This is a genomic window from Priestia sp. YIM B13491 (assembly GCF_042787605.1).
GTDB classification, from domain to species: Bacteria; Bacillota; Bacilli; order Bacillales; family Bacillaceae_H; genus Priestia; species Priestia megaterium_E.
The window spans coordinates 156535-179545 of record NZ_JBHZOR010000001.1; the positions used below are offsets into that span (position 1 = coordinate 156535).

Genomic DNA, 23011 nt, shown 5'->3' on the forward strand with positions numbered 1-23011 from the left:
TAATTACAGGAGTGATTACATTGAATTTACAACAGCTATTTACCATGCAGCGCCAGCTGGATCAGCATATAGAGGATAAGCATGAGCTTCATAAGGAAGATTTGATTCCGAGAAAGCTTTTAGCACTGCTTGTCGAAATCGGAGAGCTGGCAAACGAAACGCGCTGCTTCAAATTTTGGAGCGTCAAACCTCCGGCTGAAGATGCTGTTATTTTAGAAGAATTTGTGGACGGCGTACATTTTATCCTTTCTTTAGGGATTGAAAAAGGATACGATGATTTAACTGAGTTACCAAATGCAAAAGCAAGTGATTCAAAAACAGCACAATTTTTACAGGTATTTGCACAAGTTGCAGCTTTCGAGCAGGATCAGTCGAAAGAAAACTATGTGGACATGTTTGTATCTTACATGACGCTTGGCGATATGTTTGGTTTTTCCGCTGAACATATTGAAGAAGCATACATCTCAAAAAATGAAGTGAATTTTAAACGCCAAGAACAAGGATACTAGAAATAAAGGGATGGGAAATTTTACTTCAACCTCTTTTTAGCTATAATAGAGGTATACATATGAAAGGGGTAATCCATATGACAAAGTTAGATGAAACATTGACAATGCTTAAGGCACTAACAGATGCAAAAGGAATTCCTGGAAATGAGCGTGAACCGCGTGAGGTTATGAAGAAATATATTGCACCTTATGCAGATGAAGTAACGACGGATGGGCTAGGCAGTTTGATTGCAAAAAAAGTAGGCAACGAACAAGGGCCTAAAATTATGGTAGCCGGTCACTTAGATGAAGTAGGCTTTATGGTAACTCAAATTGATGAACGCGGCTTTATTCGTTTTCAAACGGTCGGCGGATGGTGGTCTCAAGTGATGCTTGCTCAACGCGTAACCATCGTTACATCTAAAGGAGAAGTAACGGGGATTATTGGCTCAAAGCCTCCTCATATCCTGCCTCCAGAAGTTCGTAAAAAGCCAGTTGATATTAAAGATATGTTCATCGATATTGGTGCTTCTAGCAGAGAAGAAGTAGCGGAGTGGGGAGTGAAACCTGGTGATCAGGTTGTGCCTTATTTCGAATTTACGGTTATGAACAACGAAAAGATGCTGCTAGCGAAAGCTTGGGATAATCGTATTGGCTGTGCAATCGCTATTGATGTATTAAAAGCTTTAAAAAATGAAAAACATGAAAATGTTGTGTATGGTGTAGGAACGGTGCAAGAAGAAGTTGGACTTCGAGGTGCAAAAACATCCGCTAACTTTATTGAACCGGATATTGCATTTGCTGTTGATGTCGGAATCGCTGGAGATACACCTGGTGTTTCTGATAAAGAAGCATCTTCTAAAATGGGAGATGGTCCGCAAATCATTTTATATGATGCTTCCATGGTTTCGCATAAAGGACTTCGAGATACAGTGGTAGATGTGGCAGATGAATTAAATATTCCATATCAATTTGATGCAATCGCTGGAGGCGGTACGGACTCAGGTTCTATCCATATTTCAGCTAACGGGGTTCCAGCACTTTCAATTACGATCGCAACTCGTTATATCCATTCTCATGCAGCGATGCTTCATCGTGATGATTATGAAAATGCAGTCAAATTAATTGCCGAAGTAATTAAACGCTTAGACCGAAATACGGTTAACGCAATTACGTATAATTAAAAAAAAGCTCATTCTCCTAGGAGAATGAGCTTTTTGCTGTACAGAGGAAAAGGCTATTTATTTTAAACCGTTTTCAAGTGTTGTCAAAATTTCTTCTTTTTCTGATTCTGGAGACTTTTCCCAAAGCACCTCAAATAAAACACCAAGTCCAGGGAGCATTTTTTCTTCGCCGCTTTGAATAGCGTCAGAAATTGTAGCTTCAAGCTCTTCTTTTGAGTTTCCTGAAACGTTTGCAATAACAGCATTTCGTAAATTAAGATCCATCATTTTCACCTCAGCTATCGTAAAGTTACCAATAGTTTTTGTTTTCTTTGCGATTTCTATGTACAATAAAGTGAAACTTATCTAATGATTATTGAGCAAAATGTAATCGAACTATTTATTTTTATATAGATAAAGGAGTTATGTTTGTGAAACAAATTGATTCAGTTAAAAATCCGCAGGTAAAAGCGTGGAAAAAGCTGCATAATAAAAAAGACCGTGATAAACAGGGCCTTTTTATGGTAGAAGGCTTTCATTTAGTCGAAGAAGCTATCAAAAATGAGGGTTGCGTAAAGGAACTAATTATACGCCAATCGATCGAAGTGCCAGCACAGTGGAACATAGAGGGTATCGAAATAACCGTTGTTAACGAAGCAATAATCAAATTATTATCTGACACCGAAACACCTCAAGGAATTATCGCTGTGTGTTTTCAAACGAAGCATGCAGAAATCATTCATACAGCACAGAAAGTATTGCTTTTAGACGCGGTGCAAGATCCAGGTAACCTAGGTACGATTATTCGAACCGCTGATGCTGCCGGAGTGGACGCTATTATCGTTGGAGAGGGCAGCGTGGATGTGTACAACCCAAAAGTCGTTCGTTCAACGCAAGGAGCGATTTTTCATCTTCCAATTGTAAAAGGTGATTTACTCGGAATGATTTCACTGTTAAAAGAAAGAGGAATAGCAGTTTATGGCACGTCGCTACAAAATGGAAAGGTCTATACACACATAAAACCTTCAAACGAATTTGCGCTGATTGTAGGAAATGAAGGAAACGGCGTAAGCGAGAAAGTGCTGGAACAAACGGATCAGAATCTGTACATTCCCATCTATGGAAAGAGCGAGTCGCTAAATGTTGCCATCGCTTCTGGAATCTTACTTTATTATTTACGCGGAATGTAGTTGCATCGAGAACGTGTTTTCACTATAATAATACAATAGTTACATATGTAAAAAACGATGAAAGAGAGCAGTAGCTTATGTCCGTTTATGCAGGGAGAAAATGCCGTGACTGAAAGCATTTTTATAAATGTAATAAGTGAATTCACCTCTTGAGTTGACACTTAGACCATCTTACATAGATGTAAAGGTGTTCCGGAGATTCCGTTAACTTGAATGAAGTGAACTGTATACGTCTGCGTATATAGTTAACAAGGGTGGTAACGCGACTAATCCTCGTCCCTTTTTTGGGAGGAGGTTTTTTTATTTGTCATTTTTTACGTTAAAAGGAGGAATAAGTGATGAAAGAACGTTTACAAGAACTTCAACAAGAAGCAATTGCAAAAGTCGAAGCAGCAAGTGCTTTAAAAGAATTAAACGACGTACGCGTAGCTTATTTAGGAAAGAAAGGCCCTATCACAGAAGTACTTCGCGGTATGGGAAAACTTTCAGCTGAAGAGCGTCCTGTAATGGGAGCACTTGCAAATGAAGTGCGTGAAGCTATTGCATCTAAAATTGAAGAAAAACAAACGGCGTTAGAAGCAGCTGAGGTAGAGCGTAAACTTGCTTCAGAAACAATCGACGTAACGCTGCCAGGACGCCCTGTTAAAGCAGGTACGCATCACCCGCTAACAAGCGTGGTTGAAGAAGTAGAAGATTTATTCTTAGGAATGGGCTATGAAGTAGCAGAAGGACCGGAAGTAGAGCAGGACTACTATAATTTCGAAGCGCTGAACTTGCCAAAAGGTCACCCAGCACGTGATATGCAAGATACGTTCTATATTACGGAAGAAACGCTTCTTCGTACGCATACATCAACTGTTCAAGCTCGTGTTATGAACAAGAATGAAGGCAAAGGACCTGTTAAAATTATTTGCCCGGGTAAAGTGTACCGCCGCGATGACGATGATGCTACGCATTCTCATCAATTCATGCAAATTGAAGGTCTTGTAGTAGACGAAAACATTCGTATGAGCGATTTAAAAGGCACGCTTGAAGTATTTGTGAAAAAGATGTTCGGTGCAGACCGTGAAATTCGTCTTCGTCCAAGTTTCTTCCCGTTCACTGAGCCGTCTGTAGAAGTAGACGTATCGTGTGCAAAATGTGGAGGTAAAGGCTGTAATGTATGTAAACAAACAGGCTGGATTGAAATTTTAGGAGCTGGCATGGTTCATCCAAATGTCCTTGAAATGGCTGGATACGATTCAACTAAATATCGTGGTTTTGCTTTTGGAATCGGTGTAGAGCGTATTGCTATGTTAAAACACGGCGTGGATGATATTCGTCATTTCTATACAAATGATGTTCGTTTCTTAGATCAATTTAAACAAGTATAAAGGAGGGGCTACGATGTTTGTATCTTATCGTTGGTTACAAGAGTATGTTGACTTATCAGGCGTAACGGCAGAAGAGTTAGCAGATAAAATCACAAAAAGTGGAATTGAAGTTGAAGGTGTAGAAAACTTAAATAAAGGCATCAGCGGAGTGGTAATTGGTCACGTTGTAGAACGTGAACAGCATCCAAATGCTGATAAATTAAGCCGCTGTCAAGTAGATCTTGGCGGAGGAGAAATCGTTCAAATCGTGTGCGGAGCACCAAACGTGGCACAAGGTCAAAAAGTAGCGGTTGCAAAAGTGGGAGCTGTACTTCCAGGTAACTTTAAAATCAAGCGTGCTAAGCTTCGCGGTGAAGAATCGAACGGTATGATTTGTTCTCTTCAAGAGCTTGGCATTGAAAGCAAGCTTGTGGCAAAAGATTATCAAGAAGGCATCTTCGTGTTCCCAAGCGATGCTGAAGTAGGAGCGGATGCACTAGATGCATTAAACTTAAACGATGAAGTATTAGAACTAGGGCTAACACCAAACCGTTCAGACTGCTTAAGTATGTTAGGCGTAGCACATGAAGTGGCTGCTATTTTACGTCGTGAAGTGAAGTATCCGTCAGTAAACGTGCAAACGTCTGATGAGCAAGCAGCTGATTATCTTTCCGTTAAAGTAGAGGCAAAAGAAGACAATCCGCTTTACGTAGCGCGCGTTGTGAAAAACGTAAAAATTGCTCCGTCACCATTATGGATGCAAACGCGTTTAATGGCAGCTGGTATTCGACCTCATAACAACGTTGTTGATATTACCAACTATATTTTGCTTGAATACGGCCAGCCGCTGCATGCTTTTGACTATGATCGTCTTGGTTCAAAAGAAATTGTTGTACGTCACGCGTCAGAAGGCGAAAAGTTTGTAACACTTGATGATCAAGAGCGCGTATTAAAAGGCAATCAGCTTGTCATTACAAACGGCAGTGAGCCGGTAGCTCTTGCAGGTGTAATGGGCGGAGCGAACTCCGAAGTAAAAGACGATACGGTAAATGTTCTCATTGAATCAGCTTACTTCAAAGGCTTAACGGTTCGCCAAGCTTCAAAAGACCACGGTCTTCGCAGTGAGGCAAGCGCTCGTTTTGAAAAAGGAATTGATCCTAACCGTACGCGTGTAGCTGCTGACCGCGCAGCAGAATTAATGGCTGAATACGCTTCAGGTGAAGTGGTAAGCGGTACTGTAGAAGTAGATACACTAACTGTGGAACCTGCTGTTGTAGCTGTGTCACTTGGCCGTATTAACGATGTGCTTGGTACAGAGCTATCAATGGAAGAAGTACAAGACATTATGAACCGTCTTCAATTTGAAAACAAAGTGGAAGACGAAACCATTGTTGTAACAGTGCCAACTCGTAGAGGCGATATTACAATTGAAGAAGATATCGTCGAGGAAGTAGCGCGTATGTATGGCTATGACAACCTTCCTACAACGCTTCCTGTAACAGTGGCAACTCCAGGAAAACTAACAGAGTATCAGCTTGGACGCCGTAAAGTTCGCCGTTTCTTAGAAGGTGCGGGACTAGCACAAACAACAACATATTCGCTAACGAGCGCTGAAAAAGCTACTCAGTTTGCACTAAATGCAACAAGTACGATTGGTCTAGCAATGCCGATGAGTGAAGATCGCAGCATCCTTCGTCAAAGCTTAGTGCCTCATTTGCTAGAAGCAGTGAAGCATAATAATGCTCGCCAGTCGGATTCTATTGCACTATACGAAACAGGCTCAGTGTTCTTATCTAAAGGTGAAGGAGAATTACCGGATGAGCAGGAGCGCGTAGCTGGTGCAATCACGGGTCTATGGCATGCTCACGGCTGGCAAGGTGAAAAGAAAGTCGTTGATTTCTATGTGATTAAAGGTGTACTAGAAGGGTTATTTGCACAGCTTGGTTTAGAGAAACGAATCTCATATGCTCCTGTTAAAAAAGACGGTATGCACCCTGGACGTACAGCGGCTGTATGGTTAGATGAAAAAGAAATTGGATACGTAGGTCAAGTTCATCCTGTTGCTCAGAAACAGTATGGTCTTCGTGAAACATACGTATTTGAATTACACCTTCAAGAGCTATTAGCTGCAGATGTCGAAGAAGTTCGTTATTCAGCTATTCCAAGATTCCCATCTATTACACGTGATATTGCACTTGTGGTAGATAAAAACGTTCTTGCAGGAGAAGTTCAGCGCGTCATCTATACGACGGGCGGAGAACTTTTAAAAGACGTGACGGTATTTGATCTATATGAAGGCGAGCGTATGGAAGAAGGCAAGAAATCTGTAGCTTTCTCTTTACGATACTTAGATCCTGAACGTACATTAACTGATGAAGAAGTAGCAAAAGCACATGGTGCAGTGTTAGAGGCTGTAGAAAAAGAATTTGGTGCAACGCTTCGTTCATAAGAATAAGAAAAGAGATGTGGATTTCCACATCTCTTATTTTTTAGCTAATTTTAAAGCTTTTTCCGTATTAGCAAAATGAATTTTAGCTAAGGAGTTCAGCGCATTCACGCCATGTTTCTTAATGATTTTAGCAGCGGCGATATCAACTTGTGCGCCAGCTCCGCGAGGAATAACCATCCCGGTCTTTTCCGTCAGCAAATCCATTTGTTTTAAAAATGCGTATCTGGCAATAATGGAAGCAGCAGCTACAGATAAATGAACGCTTTCTCCTTTTGTGCTGAAAAAGACATTTTCTTTGATAATTTCTTTTTCCTTTACCACGTGTTTATAATAGGTGTTTTTTTCGACAAACTGGTCAATTAAAATGGCATCGGGTTTTTCAGGATCCAATTTTTTTAACAGGTTGGATAAAGCTTTGTTGTGCAACAGAGCTTTCATTTTACCTTGTGACATGCCTTTTTCTTGAAATGCATTATACTTTTCGTTATGTAAAACAAGCAAACTATAGGGAATAAACGAAACAAGCTGCTTGGCAATTTCAATAATTTTAGCATCCGTTAACTCTTTTGAATCTCGTACTCCTAATTCTTTTAATAAAGGAAGCTGCTCTTTTTGAACATAGGCAGCAACTACGGTCATAGGACCAAAATAATCTCCCGTCCCTACCTCGTCAGAACCGATGACAGATAGTGAGCTGAAGTTTGATGGGAGGTGTGAGACAGGAGCCTTTTTCGCAGCATCTAAAGGACCTCCCCACTTAGCCGCTTCTGTTTCAGCTTCTTTTCCTTGAAAAAGTACTTTTCCAGAGCGGTACGCAGTGATGGAACAGCCGGGAGTTTTAGCTGCAAAAATACTTCCCTGCGGAAGTTTGGGCTGTAGATAGGATGTGTAATGAATCTTCATTTTAGCTATTTGATCAGCTGATACCTTAATAACAGCATGTGACATAATGCTTCACTCCTTTCGGGGTATTTTAGTTTACTTTATAAGCACTATCCCTTATGATAGCTTAAATATAGATATGTTTCCATTGAAGTCTTCTTCGTGGTATGATAGGGATTAGGATTTTTCGTGGAACGGAGGATTTTCTCGTGTCAAGACAAGATAAAACACGTGCGACAGTTGACATCTTTGGTCAGCAGTACAGCATCGTCGGTAGCGAAAGTACAAGCCATATTCGACTTGTCGCCTCTATAGTGGATGAAAAAATGCGTGAAATCAGTACTAAAAACCCTTCTTTAGATATCAATAAATTAGCAGTATTAACAGCTGTGAATGCTGTACACGAATATATAAAACTGAAAGAAGACTATGAGAGACTTGAACAAAAACTTTATGGAAAAGAGGAATGACTGAGTCAATGCTTAATATCATTTTAATTATATTGCTTCTTTTAGGCTTTGTAACCGGTCTTAAAAGAGGATTTATTTTGCAGCTCATTCATATTGTCAGTTTTGCGGTTTCGTTTATCGTCGCTTATATGTTTAGTGGAGATCTGGCAAGCCGACTTCGCTTGTTGATTCCGTTTCCGGACAATATTCAGCAGCAAAGTGTCGCATCGTTTGTATTTGATTCTGGAACGATAGAAGACGCTTTTTATCGAATGATTGCATTTGCGATTTTATTTTTTGCTACTCACATTGTACTTCGCCTTGCAGGCTCTGTTTTAACGGCTTTAACCGAACTGCCAATTCTGCGCCAGTTAAATAAATGGGGCGGAGGTGCACTTGGATTCGTTGAAGTGTATATCATCGTTTTTATTTTGTTATATATTGGAGCCGTGATTCCTGTAAGTGAAATTCAAACGCCAATTCAACAGTCTTCAATTGCAATCAATATCGTACAAAATACTCCATACTTATCGTCTGCGATTCAAGATTTGTGGACTCAGTATGGTGTAATGTAATGAAATTACAATAGCTTGTTGAGAGGGTGTGTCGAAAGTGTCATAATACTTTTGAGATACCCTCTTTTTTTATCGCAGTCTGACCTGCGGTTTTCATGAGGATAAAAATATGTCTAGATGAAAATTTGGGAGAGTACATATGTCACTCATCATGTTTTTGAAAGTTTCGTTATTATGATAATAGGCTGGTGAAAAGAGATGAATAAAAAGGATATTATTAAATTGTTAGAAACAATTGCTACATATATGGAATTAAAGGGAGATAACCCTTTTAAAATTTCCGCTTTTCGAAAAGCAGCTGCAGCGCTAGAAACGGACGAAAGAACGCTGACAGAGATTGAGGATTTTACCAAGCTCCAAGGGATTGGAAAAGGAACGGCTGCAGTCATTACAGAGTATATGGAAACAAATGAGTCAAGCGTATTAGAAGAACTAAAGCAAGAAGTTCCTGAAGGACTTATTCCTTTGCTTAAGCTGCCGGGGCTTGGAGGTAAAAAAATCGCTAAATTATATAAAGAGTTAGATATTCGAGATATGGAATCACTGCATCAGGCCTGTATGGAAAATCGAGTGCAGGGACTAAGCGGTTTTGGTAAAAAGACGGAAGAAAAAATTATCGCTGCTATTGAAGAATTTGGGAAGCGTCCTGATCGTTTGCCTCTTGCTTTTATGCTTCCAATAGCGGAAGAAATTTTAGAAGCCCTTAAACAGATGCATAGCATTGATCGTTTTTCTCAAGCAGGGAGCATTCGCCGCATGAGGGAAACCGTAAAAGATCTTGATTTTATTATTTCAACAGCTGAGCCTCATGCTGTCCGTGAACAGCTAGTATCGCTGCCAAATGTGAAGGATATCATTGCAAATGGAGATACAAAAGTATCCGTAACGTTAGCCTATGAGTACGATGTGTCTGTGGATTTTCGTCTTGTAGAAGATAAAGCGTTTGCCACAACGCTTCACCATTTTACAGGATCAAAAGACCATAATGTGCGTATGCGTCAATTAGCAAAAGAACGCGGTGAAAAAATTAGCGAGTATGGCGTTGAAAATGCGGAGACAGGCGACGTCATGACTTTTGAGTCTGAACAAGCATTCTATGAACATTTTGGCCTGTCTTTTATTCCGCCTGAACTTCGTGAAGATGGAACGGAAGTAGATGCATTTATAAAGCCTCAAACGCTTGTGACCTACGGTGCCGTAAAAGGTGATTTGCATATGCACTCCACGTGGAGCGACGGGGCGTATTCGATTGAAGAAATGGCGGAAGCATGTCGCGCGCGAGGCTATGAGTACATGGCGATTACAGACCATTCTCAGTATTTAAAAGTAGCTAACGGTCTAACGCCTGAACGCATTCGTAAACAGCGTGAAGAAATTAATCGTTTAAACGCACAGTTCGATGATTTTACAATACTAGCAGGAATTGAAATGGATATTTTGCCTGATGCAACACTTGATTATGATGATGAAATGCTAGCTGAGCTAGATTTTGTTATTGCGTCCATTCACTCTAGTTTTTCGCAATCACGCGAAGAAATTATGAATCGCTTAAAGCAAGCGTTAAACAATGTTCATGTAGATTTAATCGCTCATCCGACGGGTCGTTTGATTGGTCGCCGCAACGGATATGATGTAGATATTGATATGCTAATTGAATTAGCTAAAGAAACAAAAACGGCTCTTGAACTAAACGCGAATCCAAACCGTTTAGATTTAGCCGCTGAACACATAAAAAAAGCCCAAGAGGCAGGAGTTAAAATTGCTATTAATACAGATGCTCACAATCTAGACATGCTAGAGCATATGGAAATTGGAATATCTACGGGAATTAAAGGCTGGCTTAAACCAGAAACGGTATTAAATACGTATAGTCTCAAAGAATTAACCGCCTTTTTAAATCGACATAAATAAGCAACAGGAGGAATCAGTTTTGCAATCACGTATTTTTCATGTACTAGAGTTTAATAAAGTTAAGGAACAGCTTCAGAAAAAAGTAGCTTCTTCTTTAGGCCGAGAAAAAGTAGCGAATTTGATTCCCTCGACTCAGTATGAAGAAGTAGTCAAATGGCAGGAAGCAACAGATGAAGCGACAACCGTGCTGCGATTGCGTGGCAACGTACCGCTAGGGGGCATTTTTGACGTTCGACCTAGCGTGAAGCGTGCTGAAATTGGGGGAACGCTAAGCTCTAATGAACTTCTTGATGTAGCAAGCACTATTTATGCTGCAAGACAAGTCAAGCAATTTATCGAGCAAGTAGTGGAAGACGAAGATTTACAGCTTCCAATTATAACTGAACATATCGAAAAACTAATGCCTCTTCCTGAGGTAGAACAAACAATTAAAATGAGTATTGATGAGAATGGCACAGTGCTGGACGGTGCAAGCGACCAGCTAAGAGGCATTCGTCAAAAACTTCGCTCAACGGAGTCTCGTATTCGCGAAAAGCTAGAGAGCCTTATTCGCTCCTCGTCTGCTCAAAAAATGTTGTCAGATGCAATTGTTACCATTCGAAACGAACGTTTCGTTATTCCTGTTAAGCAAGAATATCGCAGTGCGTATGGAGGCATTGTGCACGATCAGTCTTCATCCGGAGCAACTTTATTTATTGAGCCTCAGGCGATTGTGACGTTAAACAATGAGCTTCAAGAAGCAAAGGTAAAAGAAAAACAAGAAATTGAGCGTATTCTCATTGCTTTAACCGTTCAGGTAGCGGAAGTGGCAAATGAACTCCGTCAAAACGTGTATCTGTTAGGTGAGCTGGACTTCATGTTTGCTAAAGGACGCTATAGCCATGAGCTAAAAGCTTCAAAACCTAAAATGAACGACCGAGGCTATATTAAGTTAGTGAAGGCAAAACATCCTCTTATTGCACAGGAAGACGTCGTTGCGAATGATATTGAGCTAGGTGATCAATATACGTCTATCGTTATTACAGGACCAAATACCGGCGGTAAAACCGTAACGTTAAAAACACTTGGATTATTTACGTTAATGGCTCAAGCGGGTTTGCAGATTCCTGCGCTGGATGGATCGGAAATGGCTGTGTTTAAGCATGTATTTGCTGATATTGGAGATGAGCAGTCGATTGAACAAAGTTTGAGTACCTTTTCATCTCATATGGTCAACATTGTAGATATTTTACAAAAAGTAGATCACGAAAGTCTGGTCTTGTTCGATGAATTGGGAGCAGGAACGGATCCTCAAGAAGGTGCAGCGCTTGCGATTTCGATTTTAGATCAAGTATATGAAAAAGGAGCTCGCGTAGTTGCGACTACTCACTATCCTGAATTAAAGGCGTACGGCTATAACCGTGAAGGAGTGGTCAATGCTAGCGTAGAGTTTGATATTGAAACATTGAGCCCTACTTACAAGCTGCTGATTGGTGTACCGGGTCGAAGCAATGCTTTTGAGATTTCAAAACGTTTAGGTTTAAGTGCTGAAGTAATTGAACGTGCCAAAGGCTATATTGGCTCAGAAACAAATAAAGTAGAAAATATGATTGCCTCTCTTGAAGATAGCCGCCGTCAATCTGAACACGAGCTAGAAGAAGCTGAAGAGCTAAGAAAAGAGGCTCAGAAGCTTCATAAAGAATTACAGAGTCAGATTATTGAGTTTAATGAAAAACGAGATAAGCTGTACGAAAAAGCTGAAGAAAAAGCTCAAGCCACAGTTAAAGCAGCATCTGAAGAAGCAGAGAAAATCATTAGCGATTTGCGTAAAATGAGTCAAAAAAATCATGCGCTTGTAAAAGAGCATGAATTGATTGAAGCGCGTAAACGTCTAGAAGATGCAGTTCCAACTCTTGAAAAAAGTAAAAAGAAACCGGCTGCGCCGAAAAAACAAGAGCGCACTCTTCAAGCTGGAGATGAAGTGAAAGTCTTAAGCTGGGGACAAAAAGGAACGCTTGTAGAACGAGTAAGCAATAATGAATGGCAAGTACAAATGGGGATCATGAAAATGAAGGTGAAAGAAAAAGATCTCGAATATATCAGTTCTCCAAAACCTGTAGAAACCAAGCCGCTTGCTACGGTAAAGGGAAAAGATTATCATGTAAATCTAGAATTGGATTTAAGAGGAGAGCGCTATGAAAATGCGCTGATTCGAGTTGAAAAATATATTGATGATGCTTTGTTAGCCAACTATCCGCGCGTTTCGATTATCCACGGTAAAGGAACTGGAGCTCTTCGTAAAGGCGTACAGGAATATTTGAAAAATCATCGTTCTGTTAAAAATATTCGTTTCGGAGAGGCTTCTGAAGGAGGTTCTGGCGTTACGGTTGTGGAATTTAAATAAAAGAACGCTGAAATAAAGGTGTCAGTCGATGCGCTGAACAAGCATATATGAAGATAGAAAATCCGACATGGCTCATGGACTATGCTGGGTTTTTTATCTCTTTTAAGAACGATACAAGTAAAGGAAAGAGACCTGTCAGTTCATTACGTAGAGCGTAATATAAATTAGGAGTGATGCAAAAATGAGGGATTTTTGGAAAGACCCGTATATTGAATCCGCCGCTTATTACAGCGTGGTTGTCTTGAGCATTGTCGTCTTTCTTGTTGTGTTTGAGCTCGTTACTAAGTATAAGAATTGGGAAGAGATTCAAAAAGGAAATATGGCTGTTGCGATGGCAACAGGTGGGAAAATATTTGGATTAGCTAATATTTTTCGCTATTCGATTGAGCATAACGACAATTTGTTAAGAATGCTCGGATGGGGAATATATGGATTCGTTCTTTTACTAGTCAGCTATTTTATTTTCGAATTTTTGACGCCAAAATTTCGAATCGATGATGAAATTGAACAAGATAACAGAGCCGTTGGGTTTATTTCACTTGTTATTTCAATCGGTATGTCCTATGTAATAGGAGCAGGGATAGGATAGGAGAGAGTGATGGAGAAGTTAGCGAAAATTTTACTCGTTTTATGCGGAGTGTTTATGCTTATTGGTCTTATCTATTTATCTATATAGCTTTTCCTAACATTATGATGACAGCAAAAAAGCTGACCTTAAAGCAGGTCAGCTTTTTTAATGATTACTTCCATACGTCTTCAGCAATTGAAATCACGTGCTTTACTTTATCCCACTGCTGCTCTTCAGTAAGTAAATTTCCTTCTTCTGTAGAAGCAAATCCGCACTGGGGACTTAAACAAATTTGATCAAGAGAAACAAATTCTGCCGCTTCAGCAATTCGTTTTTTCACTGCTTCAGGATCTTCTAAATTTCCAAATTTTGATGTGATAAGACCAAGGACAATCTGAAGATCATCTCGCTTTACATGTCGAAGAGGTTCGAATCCTCCTGAGCGTTCATCATCAAATTCTAAAAATAGTCCATCTACGTTTAACTGACTGAAAATAGCTTTTGACGCATTTTCATATCCGCCGCTTGCTGTATAAGTAGACTGGAAATTCCCTCTGCAAATATGCATTGTAATGACCATATCATCTGGCTTATGCGCAATGGATTCATTGATCGCATCCGTAAAACGTTTCAGTAATTCTTGGGGCGTGAAACCTTTTGAAGCGATTTGTTCTTGTCCTTTTTCTGAGAAAAAGACTGCCCACGCAGTATCATCTAACTGTAAATAGCGGCATCCGGCATCATAAAATGCTTGAATGGCTTTTTGATATGTTTTAACTAAATCAGCAAAAAATACATCCGTATCCGAATAAGCAGACTCTTCAATATGACCTCTGAAAAACAGCATATTGGGACTTGGAATGGTGAACTTAGCTACGTGTTCTTTTCCAGCAGCTTGATGAAGAAATTTATAATCTTCAATCATAGGGTGGTGATTAAAATCTAGTTTTCCAGTCACTTTTATACCGTGAGCTTTTGTTTGGACCCCGTGAAACTGAATTCCTGAGTCTGCTTCGTAAAGTTCTACGCCAACAAGCTCTGACAGAAAATCAAAGTGCCACCACGCACGGCGAAACTCACCGTCTGTGACGGCTTTTAATCCAATTTGCTTTTGCTTTTCGACGAGCTTACGAATTTCTTCATCTTCAATTGCTCGAAGCTGTTTCTTTGTCATTTCCCCGTTTTCCACTTGTAATCGTGCTTGCTTGATACGCTCAGGACGCAAAAAGCTTCCAACGTGATCTGCTTTAAACGGTCCTTTAGTCAATGTTGTTGTCAATTCATACAGCTCCTTAAAAAAAATCTAATTTTTATTATATACAAAAAATTCGGATAATGTACAGGGGTAAATCCAATTTTTATTTATTACGCTGCAGGATGAAAGAGTGAATAGGGAGGAAAGAGAACATTCAATAACGATTGCATCTAAAAAAAGAATGAACTATAATTTTAATTAGAAAATTCTAATTTTTTATTTTTTTGAGGGAGAGGATACGTGTGGAATCCACCGAAAAGATATGGCTTTCTCAATATCCGGATGAAATACCTGCTAGGCTTCATTATGAACAAAAAAATTTAGCACAGCTTTTTGAAGAGGCAGTTCAAAAGGATCCTAAAAAAAGCGCAATCTATTTTCTAGGGAAAAAAATGACGTTTTCCCAGCTGCATCAAGATTCTCTAAAGCTGTCATCTTACCTTATTGAACTGGGATTAAAAAGAGGGGATAGAGTAGCCATTATGCTTCCAAATTGCCCTCAAGCAGTCATTTCCTTTTATGCTGTTCTTCTTGCCGGAGGAGTAGTCGTTCAAACAAATCCTTTGTATACGGAAAGAGAGTTAGAGTATCAGCTTAATGATTCAGAAGCGGCCATGATTATTGCACTCGATTTGCTATATCCGCGTGTAGTAAAAATGAAAGCGTTAACAAAAGTGAAGCACGTAGTCATCACCTCTATTCAAGATTATCTCCCATTTCCCAAAAACATAATGTATCCATTTATTCAGCGCAAGCAGCAGAAGATAAGCGTGGATGTGAGTCATACGGAGACTACTCATTTATTTAAACGTATTATAAATGAATCCTCTCCAGCAGTATGTAACGCTGAGGGAATTTCAGACGAAGATATCGCGATTTTACAATATACCGGGGGAACAACGGGTTTTCCAAAAGGAGTCATGCTTACTCATAAAAACTTGGTAGCCAATGCAACGATGTGTTCACATTGGTTATACCGCTGCAAGCATGGAGAAGAAAAAGTGCTTGGAATTATCCCATTTTTTCATGTGTATGGTTTAACAACAGTTCTTGTTCTATCGGTTTTGCAAAATTATGAGATGGTTCTTCTGCCTAAATTTGATGCAAAAACGACGCTCAAAACCATTCATAAGCAGCAGCCTACTTTATTTCCAGGTGCTCCGACAATTTACATCGCATTATTAAATCATCCTGATTTAGCAAAATACAACCTATCTTCCATTGATTCATGTATGAGCGGTTCGGCTCCCCTTCCTGTAGAAGTGCAGGAGCAGTTTGAAAAGATCACCGGAGGTAAACTGGTAGAAGGATATGGATTAACAGAAACCTCTCCTGTTACTCATGCTAATTTTCTTTGGGAAGAGAGAATACCAGGAAGCATTGGAGTACCTTGGCCAGACACGGATGCCAAAATTCTCTCGTTTGAAACAGGTAAAGAAGCTGCTGTAAGCGAAGTAGGAGAAATTGCGGTTAAAGGTCCTCAGGTCATGAAAGGATATTGGAAGCAGCCTGAAGAAACGGAGGCTGTTATGCGAGACGGATGGTTGCTAACAGGTGATGTTGGCTATATGGATGATAAAGGTTATTTTTATGTAGTAGACCGAAAGAAAGATATTATTATTGCCGGGGGATATAATATCTATCCTCGAGAAGTTGAAGAAGTATTATATGAGCATGAAAAAATTCAAGAAGCTGTAGTAGTAGGTGTTCCTGACCCATATAGAGGAGAAACGGTGAAGGCTTACATTGTATTAAAAAATGGTGTAAGATGTACTGAAGAAGAGCTAAATGAGTTTTCCAGAAAGTATTTAGCTGCTTATAAAGTTCCGCGCCTTTATGAATTTCGAAATGAGCTTCCCAAAACAGCGGTCGGTAAGATTCTGCGACGAGCGCTGATTGATGAAGAAAATGAAAAGCATAAAAAGGCGACGTAATCGATCGTCGCCTTTGATTTTTTTACTGAAACATAATTGACAGATACTTGCGGTTTCTTTATTATAAAGATATGAATGAATAATCATTCATATTTTAAAGGAGCGTATAAGATTGAGAAGAAATAAGCCAAAGTATAAACAGATTATCGATGCAGCTGTAGTAGTAATAGCAGAAAACGGATACCACAATGCTCAGGTGTCTAAAATTGCTAAGCAGGCTGGAGTTGCAGACGGTACGATATATTTATATTTTAAAAACAAAGAAGATGTCTTAATTTCCTTGTTTCAAGAGAAGATGGGACAATTTGTAGAAAAAATTTATGAAGAACTGGCGGGAATTGAAACCGCGGCAGAAAAACTTCATGTGTTAATTGACAAACATTTTTCGTTTCTAGCAGAGGATCATCATTTAGCTACAGTGACACAGCTCGAACTGCGTCAATCGAACAAAGATTTAAGATTGAAAATTAACGATGTATTAAAAGATTATCTGACTCTCATTGATTCTATTTTGCAGACAGGAATCGAAACGGGTGAGTTTTCTGAAAATATAGATATTCGTCTTGCGCGACAGATGATTTTTGGAACGATTGATGAAACTGTCACAACATGGGTAATGAACGATCATCGATATGGTCTAATAGAATCGGTAGATAAAGTCCATTCCCTGCTGTTAAACGGCTGCAGCGGCTCATAATCGTAAGTGAGCCTGCTGCTCCCCTGCGAGGGGAAAAAGCGCAAGGTAATGAAAATAGAAAGAAAGGGTGGCGTAAACAAATGGAGATTATCCAGGTTGAAACTGTTGATGCAATAAGCTTCATTACGTTAAATAGACAACCTGCTAACGCTTTGTCTCAAGATTTATTAAAAGATCTTTCAAGTGTTTTGAAACATTTGGAAGATAGTAAAGAGACAAGGGTTATCGTTATTAAAGGTGAAGGGAAATTCTTTTGTGCCGGAGCTGATATAAAAGAATTCACATCGCTTCAGCAGGAAAAAGAATACGAGAAGCTTGCTGTTAACGGTCAAGAGCTCTTTGAGTATATTGAAAATTACCCAAAACCAGTGATTGCAGCTATTCATGGAGCTGCTTTAGGCGGAGGGTTGGAGCTTGCTATGAGCTGCCATATCCGTTTGGTAACGGAAAACGCTAAGCTGGGCTTGCCTGAGCTGCAGTTAGGAATTATACCAGGGTTTGGAGGAACTCAGCGATTGCCTCGTTATGTAGGAGTTCATAAGGCTTGTGAGATGATGCTGACCAGTGATCCAATATCCGGAAGCGAGGCAGTGGAGTTAGGATTGGCAAATGCAGCTTTTGAAGAAAGTCAGCTTATCAATGAAACATTTTTACTTGCTAGAAAAATTGCCAAAAAAAGCCCGATTTCTGTTAAAGCTACCTTGCAGCTGCTTCAGCATGTAAAAACAGATGCTTACTACAGCGGCATTAAAAAAGAAGCGCAGTTTTTTGGAAGCGTATTCAAAAGCCAGGATGCTCAAGAAGGCGTAGCCGCTTTTATTGAAAAGCGCCAGCCTAAATTTTTAGGAAAATAAGCTTAGGAGGGGAATTGAATGAATATTTACGTGTTAGTGAAAAGAACATTCGATACAGAGGAGAAACTTTCATTAAAAAATGGTCAAATTGTTGAAGATGGGGCTGAATTTATTATTAATCCTTACGATGAGTATGCAGTTGAAGAAGCTATTCAGCTAAAGGAAAAGCATGGCGGGGAGATTACGGTCGTGAGTGTAGGAGGGGAAGAATCAGAAAAAGAACTCCGAACAGCTTTGGCTATGGGAGCAGATAAAGCGGTTTTAATCAATACGGAAGATGACATAGAAGATGGCGATCAGTACACGACTTCTAGGCTGCTGGCACATTACTTAAAAGAACAATCTCCTGACTTGATTTTGGCAGGAAACGTAGCGATTGACGGAGGTTCGGGCCAAGTGGGACCGCGCGTAGCAGAACAGTTAGAAATCCCTTATATTACGACGATTACAAAATTGGATATCGAAGGTGAAAAAGTGACTGTTGTACGCGATGTGGAAGGTGATTCTGAGGTTATCGAAACGTCGCTTCCTCTTTTAGTAACAGCTCAGCAGGGACTTAACGAACCTCGCTATCCATCTCTTCCAGGGATTATGAAAGCGAAGAAGAAACCGTTGGTTGAAGTGGAATTGGATGATTTAGATTTAGATGAAGATGATGTAGAAGCAAAAACAAAGACTATTGAAATTTATTTGCCTCCGAAAAAAGACGCAGGACGCGTATTACAAGGAGATATAAAAGATCAAGTGACAGAACTGGTCAATTTACTGCATAAGGAAGCAAAAGTCATTTAATAAGTCAAAAGTCAAAACAATGGGGGTATTGCAATGGGACGCAAAGTGTTAGTTCTAGGAGAAGCACGTGATGGGGGATTACGAAACGTATCGTTTGAAGCGATTTCCGCAGCATCTACTGTAGCTGACGGTGGAGAAATTGTTGCAGCGTTAGTAGGAAAGAACGTAAAAGCTTTAAGTGAAGAGCTTATTGCGTACGGAGCGAATAAAGTTGTTGTGACGGAGCATGAAGATTTAGCTGCTTATACATCGGATGGCTACGCTCAGGCGTTATTAGCCATCATTGAAAGTGAACAGCCTGAAGCTATCGTATTTGGCCATACGGCTCTTGGCAAAGACCTAGCGCCAAAACTGGCAGCTCGCTTAGACAAAGGACTTATTTCCGATGTGACGGATGTAGAAGTTGGAGGGGATCAAGTAGTCTTCACCCGACCAATTTATTCTGGTAAAGCATTTGAAAAGAAAATCATGACCGATGCTTTTACGTTTGTCACAATTCGTCCAAATAATATTTCACCGCTTGCAAAAGACGACGGACGTACAGGTGATGTAGAGGATTTAAATGTTGAAATCAAAAACCTGCGTACAGTTGTAAAAGAAGTTGTACGTAAAGCAACGCAAGGGGTTGATTTATCCGAAGCAAAAGTCGTGATTGCAGGTGGTCGAGGTGTAAAAAGCACGGAAGGTTTTGGACCTCTCCAAGAACTAGCGGACGTGTTAAATGGAGCTGTTGGGGCGTCTCGCGGAGCATGCGATGCAGATTACTGCGACTATTCTCTTCAGATCGGTCAGACGGGCAAAGTAGTCACACCAGATTTATACATTGCCTGCGGAATCTCAGGAGCCATTCAGCATTTGGCCGGCATGTCAAATTCAAAAATTATTGTTGCTATTAACAAAGATCCTGAGGCTAATATTTTTAAAGTAGCTGATTACGGAATCGTTGGAGATTTATTTGAAGTGGTGCCTCTGCTAACGGAAGAATTTAAAAAGCTGAAAGTACAGTCTGCGTAAGAGGCTGGGACAAAAGTATTTTAGACGAAGTGAAGAACGAACTATTGATCAAGATATTTGATTAGTGGTTCGTTTTTTTGTTGGGGTAAACTTTATGTGTGTGGGTCTTTCTAGCAGCAGTTGATTTCTGTGCAAGACTCCTGCAGAAAGCGAAGTCTTGCACAGAAATCAACTGCGGTGGCACAAGCGGTTCAGTCTTTGTATACTATTTGTTCACCTTTAGATGGAATTCATTTCGTTATGTCTCAACCTCACGGAAAACGAAATTTTCTACGTATGTTTTTATGTAAATTGTACAAACTAGAGCGAAGAATAAACAGTATAAATGTAAGCAAAAAGTTAGCAAACCTTATTTGAAGGTGATATACTGTGAGTAGAATTTGGATATTGCATATATTTAGGAGGAATTAAAATGGCTATTGCACATGCTACAGATAAAAACTTTACAGATGAAATTAAATCAGGCCTAGTGCTTGTTGACTTTTGGGCACCATGGTGTGGCCCTTGTAAAATGATTGCTCCAGTTCTTGAAGAAATTGATGGTGAACTTAACGATAAAGTTAAAATCGTGAAAGTAGATGTTGATGAAAACCAAGAAACAGCTGGAAAATTTGGTGTTATGAGTATCCCAACTTTAGTATTATTTAAAGATGGAGAGAAAGTTGATCAAGTAGTTGGTTTCCAACCAAAAGAAGCATTAACAGAATTAATTAATAAACACGCGTAAGTCAAAACCTAGCTCAGGCTAGGTTTTTTCTTTTTCTCCACTTTTTCTCTTTTGGGAATACTTTTATTTAGCGAATATGCGTTCGTTTGTTTTATACTAGATGTAAGGAACACCGTCACAAATCCGGCTTATGTGCATGTATTGTAAAGCAGAAAAGAATGTAGGTTACGCTTCATAAGCGAATGTATAGATGGACAGAGTAAGAGAAGAGGAAGGAGAAAAGTATGAATGATTATTTAAAAGAAAAGCTGGCTATTTTACCGGATCAGCCCGGCTGCTACTTGATGAAAGATAAATATGGAACGGTCATTTACGTAGGAAAAGCAAAAGTATTAAAAAATCGAGTGCGCTCCTACTTTACCGGATCTCATGACGGAAAGACGCTTCGACTTGTAAACGACATTGTCGATTTTGAATATATCGTCACATCTTCTAATTTAGAAGCGCTTATTTTAGAAATGAATTTAATTAAAAAGCATGATCCAAAATACAATATCATGCTTAAAGATGATAAGGGCTATCCCTTTATTAAGATTACAGCTGAAAAACAGCCCCGGCTTGTTATTACAAGAAAAATAAAAAAAGATAAAGGGAGATACTTCGGTCCTTATCCTAACGTTCAAGCTGCAAATGAAACCAAGCGGCTTCTTGATCGCATTTATCCACTAAGAAAGTGCTCTACCATGCCAGACAGACCTTGTTTGTATTACCATATCGGGCAATGTCTAGCTCCTTGCGTAAAAGAAGTAAAAGAAGAGCAAAACAAACAAATTATTGAAAATATCACTCGGTTTTTAAATGGTGGATATGAGCATGTCAAAACAGAGTTAACTGAAAAAATGTTAAAAGCTTCAGAAGAACTTGACTTTGAAAGGGCTAAAGAATATCGAGATCAAATTGCTCATATTGAAGCGACAATGGAAAAGCAAAAAGTAACGTTTAATGATTTTGTTAATCGAGATGTGTTTGGCTATTCTTATGATAAAGGCTGGATGTGTGTTCAAGTTTTCTTTATTCGCCAAGGGAAATTAATTGAGCGAGAAGTTTCTATGTTTCCTTTTTATAAAGAGCCAGAAGAAGATTTCTTAACTTTTATCGGTCAGTTTTATGCCAAAAATATTAAGCCAAAAGAAGTGCTGGTTCCAGCAACGATTGATGCAGAGTTAGCTGAGAAATTAGTAGAAGTAGAGGTTCAGCATCCAAAGCGAGGCAAAAAGAAAGAATTAGTAGAACTTGCGTGTAAAAATGCAAAAATTGCGCTCGGTGAAAAATTCTATTTAATTGAACGAGATGAAGAGCGCACGGTTGGCGCAGTTGAACGGTTAGGAGAAGAGCTTGGAATTGCAGCGCCTTACCGGATTGAAGCATTTGATAACTCAAATATTCAAGGGACAGATCCCGTTTCTGCGATGATTGTTTTTGTTGATGGGAAACCGGAAAAGAAAGAATATCGCAAATATAAAATTAAGACCGTAAAGGGACCAGATGATTACAGTTCCATGAGAGAAGTCGTTCGCAGACGGTATTCCAGAGCGTTAAAAGAAGGTCTTCCGCTTCCAGGTTTAATTGTTGTAGATGGAGGCAAAGGGCATTTAGCTGCAGTACAGGACGTTCTCGAAAATGAATTGGGACTTTTAGTGCCTACAGCAGGTCTTGTCAAAGATGATAAGCACAGAACCTCCAACCTGATGATTGGTGAGCCTCCTCAAATCATACCGCTTGAACGCAATAGTCAAGAATTTTATTTGCTTCAGCGAATTCAAGATGAAGTTCACCGATTTGCGATTACTTTCCACCGTCAAGTGCGCTCTAAGTCCGCTTTTCAGTCTGTTCTGGACGACATTCCGGGAGTGGGAGAAAAGCGTAAAAAAGCTTTGTTAAAGTATTTTGGTTCGGTGAAAAAATTGAAAGAAGCAACGGTTGATGATATTCGAAATTCAGGTGTTCCTCAAAACATTGCTGAAAAAATTTATGAAACATTACAAAAATAGTCTTGAAATAATAGAAAATATTTGATAAGCTATTAACTAATTTCATACGACACTTCATCAAATGAAGTGAAGATAGAGGTGCAAATTTAATCAGTACGTATCAGGAAGGGTATGAGCCCTTATGAATGAGACGGAAAGGGAAATTTGCCGAAGTGAACATTACCTCATAGTAATGATTGCTGGTTCTGCGTTGAATAAACGTAGGATTGTCAAGATGTAGATTCTTGGAGAGCTATCTCACGGCAGTGGACGGTTATGTTTTATAATTTTCGTTCGTTAAGCAATGAGAGCTCATCTCATTGCTTTTTTTATTGTCTGAGTAAAAAAATTTAGCTTC

At 39.5% G+C, this 23011-nt stretch carries 20 protein-coding genes, 1 riboswitch and 1 other annotated feature; of the genes, 17 read left to right on the forward strand and 3 right to left on the reverse strand.

Going from position 1 to position 23011, the window contains the following annotated elements; genetic code table 11:
• The first annotated feature begins 20 nt into the window (after positions 1 to 20).
• Positions 21 to 509 (forward strand): dUTP diphosphatase, encoded by a 489-nt coding sequence (locus tag ACFX4E_RS00770; protein ID WP_028410531.1) that lies wholly within the window; start codon positions 21 to 23, stop codon positions 507 to 509.
• Between the two features lie 77 nt (positions 510 to 586).
• Positions 587 to 1672 carry a M42 family metallopeptidase gene (locus ACFX4E_RS00775; RefSeq protein ID WP_028410532.1) on the forward strand — a complete coding sequence of 362 codons (1086 nt, stop codon included), beginning with the start codon at positions 587 to 589 and terminating at the stop codon, positions 1670 to 1672.
• Between the two features lie 57 nt (positions 1673 to 1729).
• Here the strand turns inward: ACFX4E_RS00775 and sspI are convergent, their stop codons facing one another.
• The gene (gene sspI, locus ACFX4E_RS00780) at positions 1730 to 1936 is read right to left on the reverse strand and encodes a small acid-soluble spore protein SspI (RefSeq protein ID WP_013059420.1); all 207 of its coding nucleotides are present in this window, start codon (positions 1934 to 1936) and stop codon (positions 1730 to 1732) included.
• A gap of 140 nt (positions 1937 to 2076) precedes the next feature.
• Here sspI and ACFX4E_RS00785 point away from each other — a divergent pair, with 140 nt between their 5' ends.
• The 3 genes from ACFX4E_RS00785 to pheT all read left to right on the forward strand — a co-directional run bounded on the left by ACFX4E_RS00785 (position 2077) and on the right by pheT (position 6642).
• The gene (locus ACFX4E_RS00785; protein ID WP_377259135.1) at positions 2077 to 2841 is read left to right on the forward strand and encodes a TrmH family RNA methyltransferase; all 765 of its coding nucleotides are present in this window, start codon (positions 2077 to 2079) and stop codon (positions 2839 to 2841) included.
• 48 nt (positions 2842 to 2889) lie between these two features.
• Positions 2890 to 3125: a binding site (T-box leader), on the forward strand.
• A 54-nt stretch (positions 3126 to 3179) separates the two neighbouring features.
• Positions 3180 to 4214 (forward strand): phenylalanine--tRNA ligase subunit alpha, encoded by a 1035-nt coding sequence (gene pheS / locus ACFX4E_RS00790; protein ID WP_014458064.1) that lies wholly within the window; start codon positions 3180 to 3182, stop codon positions 4212 to 4214.
• A 13-nt stretch (positions 4215 to 4227) separates the two neighbouring features.
• Positions 4228 to 6642, forward strand: a complete 2415-nt coding sequence (gene pheT / locus ACFX4E_RS00795) for a phenylalanine--tRNA ligase subunit beta (RefSeq protein ID WP_060745471.1) — start codon at positions 4228 to 4230, stop codon at positions 6640 to 6642.
• A 33-nt stretch (positions 6643 to 6675) separates the two neighbouring features.
• Here the strand turns inward: pheT and rnhC are convergent, their stop codons facing one another.
• Positions 6676 to 7590, reverse strand: coding sequence for a ribonuclease HIII (rnhC, locus tag ACFX4E_RS00800; RefSeq protein ID WP_377238321.1), 915 nt, complete (start codon positions 7588 to 7590; stop codon positions 6676 to 6678).
• A gap of 143 nt (positions 7591 to 7733) precedes the next feature.
• Here rnhC and zapA point away from each other — a divergent pair, with 143 nt between their 5' ends.
• The 5 genes from zapA (at position 7734) to ACFX4E_RS00825 (ending at position 13431) form a co-directional block, all read left to right on the forward strand.
• Positions 7734 to 7994, forward strand: a complete 261-nt coding sequence (zapA, locus tag ACFX4E_RS00805) for a cell division protein ZapA (protein WP_013059415.1) — start codon at positions 7734 to 7736, stop codon at positions 7992 to 7994.
• Positions 7991 to 8548, forward strand: coding sequence for a CvpA family protein (locus ACFX4E_RS00810; RefSeq protein ID WP_014458067.1), 558 nt, complete (start codon positions 7991 to 7993; stop codon positions 8546 to 8548). Before zapA ends, ACFX4E_RS00810 begins: the two co-directional genes overlap by 4 nt.
• Positions 8549 to 8746: 198 nt before the next feature.
• Positions 8747 to 10459: a DNA polymerase/3'-5' exonuclease PolX gene (gene polX / locus ACFX4E_RS00815; RefSeq protein WP_377238322.1), complete on the forward strand. Its 1713-nt coding sequence runs from the start codon at positions 8747 to 8749 to the stop codon at positions 10457 to 10459.
• Between the two features lie 19 nt (positions 10460 to 10478).
• Complete coding sequence (locus ACFX4E_RS00820; RefSeq protein WP_060745468.1) at positions 10479 to 12842, forward strand: endonuclease MutS2; 2364 nt, start codon at positions 10479 to 10481, stop codon at positions 12840 to 12842.
• A gap of 181 nt (positions 12843 to 13023) precedes the next feature.
• The gene (locus tag ACFX4E_RS00825; protein ID WP_013059411.1) at positions 13024 to 13431 is read left to right on the forward strand and encodes a DUF350 domain-containing protein; all 408 of its coding nucleotides are present in this window, start codon (positions 13024 to 13026) and stop codon (positions 13429 to 13431) included.
• Between the two features lie 151 nt (positions 13432 to 13582).
• Here the strand turns inward: ACFX4E_RS00825 and ACFX4E_RS00830 are convergent, their stop codons facing one another.
• Positions 13583 to 14689, reverse strand: a complete 1107-nt coding sequence (locus ACFX4E_RS00830) for a 5-methyltetrahydropteroyltriglutamate--homocysteine S-methyltransferase (RefSeq protein ID WP_377238323.1) — start codon at positions 14687 to 14689, stop codon at positions 13583 to 13585.
• 218 nt (positions 14690 to 14907) lie between these two features.
• On the opposite strand from ACFX4E_RS00830, the gene ACFX4E_RS00835 reads away from it, so the two are divergent.
• From ACFX4E_RS00835 to uvrC, 7 genes are all read left to right on the forward strand, one after another.
• Positions 14908 to 16599 (forward strand): AMP-binding protein, encoded by a 1692-nt coding sequence (locus ACFX4E_RS00835; RefSeq protein WP_028410539.1) that lies wholly within the window; start codon positions 14908 to 14910, stop codon positions 16597 to 16599.
• Between the two features lie 112 nt (positions 16600 to 16711).
• Positions 16712 to 17296 carry a fatty acid metabolism transcriptional regulator FadR gene (locus ACFX4E_RS00840; protein WP_013059408.1) on the forward strand — a complete coding sequence of 195 codons (585 nt, stop codon included), beginning with the start codon at positions 16712 to 16714 and terminating at the stop codon, positions 17294 to 17296.
• Positions 17297 to 17376: 80 nt separating this feature from the next.
• Positions 17377 to 18150, forward strand: a complete 774-nt coding sequence (locus tag ACFX4E_RS00845; protein ID WP_028410540.1) for an enoyl-CoA hydratase — start codon at positions 17377 to 17379, stop codon at positions 18148 to 18150.
• Positions 18151 to 18168: 18 nt separating this feature from the next.
• Complete coding sequence (locus ACFX4E_RS00850) at positions 18169 to 18942, forward strand: electron transfer flavoprotein subunit beta/FixA family protein (RefSeq protein WP_098331521.1); 774 nt, start codon at positions 18169 to 18171, stop codon at positions 18940 to 18942.
• 33 nt (positions 18943 to 18975) lie between these two features.
• Positions 18976 to 19956, forward strand: a complete 981-nt coding sequence (locus tag ACFX4E_RS00855; RefSeq protein ID WP_028410542.1) for an electron transfer flavoprotein subunit alpha/FixB family protein — start codon at positions 18976 to 18978, stop codon at positions 19954 to 19956.
• A gap of 412 nt (positions 19957 to 20368) precedes the next feature.
• Positions 20369 to 20683: a thioredoxin gene (gene trxA, locus ACFX4E_RS00860; protein ID WP_013059404.1), complete on the forward strand. Its 315-nt coding sequence runs from the start codon at positions 20369 to 20371 to the stop codon at positions 20681 to 20683.
• A 224-nt stretch (positions 20684 to 20907) separates the two neighbouring features.
• Positions 20908 to 22674 (forward strand): excinuclease ABC subunit UvrC, encoded by a 1767-nt coding sequence (gene uvrC, locus ACFX4E_RS00865; RefSeq protein ID WP_377238324.1) that lies wholly within the window; start codon positions 20908 to 20910, stop codon positions 22672 to 22674.
• Between the two features lie 65 nt (positions 22675 to 22739).
• A riboswitch (Lysine riboswitch) is annotated at positions 22740 to 22917 on the forward strand.
• The last annotated feature ends 94 nt before the right edge of the window (positions 22918 to 23011 follow it).